The sequence below is a fragment of the Microcella sp. genome, assembly GCF_033763155.1.
Taxonomy (GTDB): Bacteria; Actinomycetota; Actinomycetes; order Actinomycetales; family Microbacteriaceae; genus Microcella.
Map to the genome: position 1 here is coordinate 1 of NZ_JANRKZ010000273.1, position 3124 is coordinate 3124.

General features: G+C 68.4%; 3 protein-coding genes. All 3 read left to right on the forward strand.

The window, feature by feature from the left end; translation table 11 throughout:
- Positions 1–357: 357 nt before the first annotated feature.
- The 3 genes from tnpA to tnpC all read left to right on the forward strand — a co-directional run bounded on the left by tnpA (position 358) and on the right by tnpC (position 2781).
- A complete protein-coding gene (gene tnpA / locus SFU54_RS11585) occupies positions 358–717 on the forward strand; it encodes an IS66 family insertion sequence element accessory protein TnpA (RefSeq protein WP_319016425.1) in 360 nt (119 codons plus the stop codon).
- Positions 718–719: 2 nt separating this feature from the next.
- Positions 720–1088, forward strand: a complete 369-nt coding sequence (gene tnpB / locus SFU54_RS11590; protein ID WP_319016427.1) for an IS66 family insertion sequence element accessory protein TnpB — start codon at positions 720–722, stop codon at positions 1086–1088.
- 73 nt (positions 1089–1161) lie between these two features.
- Complete coding sequence (gene tnpC / locus SFU54_RS11595; protein ID WP_319016426.1) at positions 1162–2781, forward strand: IS66 family transposase; 1620 nt, start codon at positions 1162–1164, stop codon at positions 2779–2781.
- Positions 2782–3124: the final 343 nt, after the last annotated feature.

Sequence of the window (3124 nt, forward strand, 5' to 3'; positions counted from 1 at the left end):
CCTCGGAGGGCGCGAGCGCCACCATCCGATGCTTTTGGCGGGGGGGGCGTTTCGGCACGCCAACCGCCGCCTTCACGGCGCAGCCAATGTGCCGACGTCGCGGGCCGTCAACTCAATGGTCGATCGGGTGCACCCGCGCTCGTAGACCGGGAATGGCAACGCACGCAACATGGGAGGCATGCAGGCATCCGCTATGGTTCGCGATCTCATTTGCGCGGCGGGGTTCTTGGTGTTGGCCGCGTGCCACGCCCCCGCGGCGTCCGATGCCGAGCCGTATCTACTCGCCGGTCGGTACCCTGCCTGAGGATTGCGGCGTGATCGAGTCTGCCGTCGCGCAAGAGAGCGCGAGGAGGCACGATGAAGGAACCGATCTGGAAGCAGAAGGCTCGGGACGGGCGGCACTGGGACGAGGACGACGCTCGGTCGGCTCTGGCGCACTGGGCCGAGAGCGGCGAGTCGCTCAGCGGCTTCGCGCGGCGGCACGCGCTCAGTACCCAGCGGTTGTCGTGGTGGCGCACGCGCGTGTCGGCGGAGGGGGTCACGGCGACGACGTCGCTGCTGCCGGTGACAGTGACGGCAGCGCCCCTGGTGTCGTTCGGCGGCTCGGCGGTGAGCGTTCGCGTTGGAGAAGTTCGGATCGAGGTCGATGACCCGTCACGAGTTCCGACGTCGTGGGTCGCGGCGCTGGTGTTCGCGCTAAACGGAGCGACGCGATGATCATGCTTCCGCGCGCGGTTCGAATCTACGCCGCGGTAGAGCCGTGCAACCTCCGCAAGTCGTTCGAGGGCCTCTCGAACGAGGTGCGCTCAGTGCTCGGGCGCGACCCGCTGTCGGGTCACCTGTTCATCTTCGTCAACCGTCGGGCGACGCAGACGAAGATCCTGATGTGGACCCGGGGCGGGTTCGCCATCCTTCACAAGCGGCTCGAGCGCGGGCGGTTCCAGTTTCCGGCGAAGGTGGTGTCGGGCCGGGGCGGCGTCGAGATCGACGTGCACGAGCTCTCGGCGCTGCTCGAGGGCCTGGTGGAATCGCAGACGGCAGCGTCCGCGCGGTGGAGTCCACCCTTGCCGGCGCCGACCGACGCGTAGACTTCGATGACCGAACGCAGAAAGTGAGGCTCGGCCCCTTGACGACGAGGGGCCGAAGCCTTTTGTTGCAGCCGTGAGCGCGAAGCGACGAGACCCCAACAGCGCTGAGGCGCAGGAGCTTCGCGGCGAGCCACTCGAGGTGCTGCGCACGTTGCTCGCCGATCACCCCAACGTGGACCAGGCGCTGGCCATCGTCGACCAGTTGGTCGCGCGCAACGCGCAGCTCGAACGACTGCTCGCGCTGTCGCGCAGCCGGTCGGGTAGCAAGAGCGAGCGCACACCGAGCGAGCAGCTCGACATCTTCCTCGACGTCCTGCGCCGGCATGCCCAGAGCGATCTGAAGACGGCGACCGAGGCGCTGGAGAAGGCCGCGGACGAGAACGCGGGGCGGCCGGTGCCCGAGAAGCCGGCGAAGCAACCTCCGGTGCGTCGGCCCGCTCCGGCGCATCTTCGTCGCGTCGACAATCCGCTCAAGGTCCCCGAGGCAGAGCGACCGTGCCCGGGCTGCGGCGGTGCGCGGCGCTGCATCGCGACGGAGACGACCGAGGTGATCGAGCTGATCCCGGCCGAGATCGTCGTGCGACTCGATCAGCGCGAGGTGCTCGCGTGCGACGCTTGCGACGGGCACGTCGTCCGCGCGCCGATGGGCGACAAGGTGGTGGCGGGCGGCGCCTATGGCTCGGCCCTCGTCGCGCAGATGATCGTCGACAAGTACCGCGACGGTCTTCCGCTCCATCGCACGGGCGAGCGCCTTGCCGGGCTCGGACTCGAGATGCCGAGTGCGACGATGTCGGATCAGATCCTCTGGGGCACCGACCTGCTTCGGCCGCTCGAACGCGCCGCGACAGCGTGCGTGCTGACGTCGTCGGTGATGCACGTCGACGGCACGAGCATTCCCGTCCGCGACAAGGAGACGGGGCACCAGGTGCAGCTCGGCGCGCTGTGGTGCTACGCGGGCGACGGTCTCGCGATGTACCTGTACACGTCGACCGGGCGCAAGGTCGGCGCGCGAGTCGGCGAACTCGGCCCCGAGCAAGTGCTGCTGCTACGGCAAGGCCCGGTGTGCGCCGATGCCTCGAACCTCTTCGACGAGAGCTTCAAGCGCGACGACCTGATCGAGATCGGCTGCAACATGCACGCGCGCCGGTACTTCGTGAAGGCGCTCGAGGCCGGGGACGCACGCGCGGCCATCGTCCTCAAGGCGTACAAGACCATCTACGACGTCGAGGAGTCGGTGACCGACGCGAACCCCGCCGATCGCTTGGCGGCGAGGCGAACTCGCAGCCGCCCCGTCTACGAACAGCTGCTCGAATGGGTGGATCAGCACCGACCCGTCGAGCCACCTGCGTCGAAGCTCGGCGAGGCGATGCGTTACTTGCACAACCACCGCATCGCGCTGACGCGATTCCTCGACGACGGCACGCTCCCCATCGACAACGGGATCGTCGAACGGCTCCACCGCCGCCCAGCAATCGTGCGCCGCAACATGCTGTTTGCGGGATCCCACGATGGCGCGCGCCGTGCCGCCGTCGCCTTCACGATCCTGGCGTGCTGCGCCCTCGCCGATGTCGATCCGCTCGCGTACCTGCGCGACGTGTTGCCGAAGATCGCACGCTCGAGCGGGCTCTCGCACCACGAGGCGCGGGCACTCTTGCCCGACGCGTGGAAGCGCGCGCAGAGCGAAGCGGGCTGACCCGTCGCCAGTCAGGCGCGGACTCCACCGTCAAGGGGCACGGTCGGGCGAGCGGATACGTACGTACTGCAAGACACCATCGCGCGAGTCGCTCCACTGCGTCTCGAGGTGGAGGGCGCTGGGGCCAAGGCGGTCCGCCCCTTCGAGTTCAGTCTCGCGTCATGATTGGTGGATCGAGGGGTTGCCTTTCGTCATGCGGTTGCCGGTAAAACCTGTGGGCGCCGCCGCTGCCGCCACTGCAAGACGGGTGGAGGGACCGGCGACAGACGGCGAGGAGCCATGTTTGTGCTGAGTCTTCCAGGGAAGCGATCCAGCAAGGGCAGGGTAGTGCGCGACAGACACC

Bases quoted from the DNA above. Each gene is read 5' to 3' on its own strand.
- tnpA (WP_319016425.1), top strand. From the start codon at position 358: ATGAAGGAACCGATCTGGAAGCAGAAGGCTCGGGACGGGCGGCACTGG.
- tnpB (WP_319016427.1), top strand. From the start codon at position 720: ATGCTTCCGCGCGCGGTTCGAATCTACGCCGCGGTAGAGCCGTGCAAC.